The sequence below is a fragment of the Thorsellia kenyensis genome (assembly GCF_042432445.1).
Classification (GTDB): domain Bacteria; phylum Pseudomonadota; class Gammaproteobacteria; order Enterobacterales; family Thorselliaceae; genus Thorsellia; species Thorsellia kenyensis.
Genome location: NZ_JBHLXE010000099.1, coordinates 1 through 589, shown reverse-complemented (window position 1 = coordinate 589; position 589 = coordinate 1). Strand labels below are relative to the sequence as shown.

Here is a 589-nt window from a genome sequence, read left to right as displayed (position 1 = left end):
TATGCAACTTACCTCAGATGGAGGAAGAATAAAGACCTCAGTCTTAATGTAGATAAGCGATTGAAATAACATCGCACCTATTTTGAGCCTAAAAATAAACTCTCAGAATTTGAGTACCACATGCTGAATCGTTATCTGAATTGCGAAGAATATAAGCACCTATCGCCTATTCAAATCGTACCGAGACTCATGGATGATAAGGGTATTTATATTGCGTCAGAATCGACATTCTATCGTTTTATGAGATTAAGTGGACAAAATACTCATCGTGGCAGTACGAGAAAACCAAGAGCGTCAAATAAACCCAATGAGCTTGTGGCAACGGCGAGCAATCAAGTCTATTGCTGGGATATTACTTACTTGAATTCCAATGTGAAAGGACAGTACTTCTATCTCTATATGTACATTGATATCTTTGATAAATACATCACGGGATGGCAAGTTTTTGATTCAGAAAGTGCAGAGAATGCCTCTTTATTGATACAAGATATTTATGAAAAAGAGAATCTCCAACCTAAACAGCTAGTGATTCATTCGGATAACGGCTCTCCTATGAAAGGACAGAGTATGAAGGCAATGTTAGAAGCGC

Annotated in this window: 1 protein-coding gene; it reads left to right on the top strand. The window is 37.7% G+C overall.

What is annotated here, in order from left to right; all coding sequences use genetic code 11:
• Positions 1-120: 120 nt before the first annotated feature.
• Positions 121-589, top strand: a 469-nt coding sequence (locus ACFFIT_RS09430) for a DDE-type integrase/transposase/recombinase (protein WP_385877408.1), incomplete at its 3' end; no start/stop codon positions are given.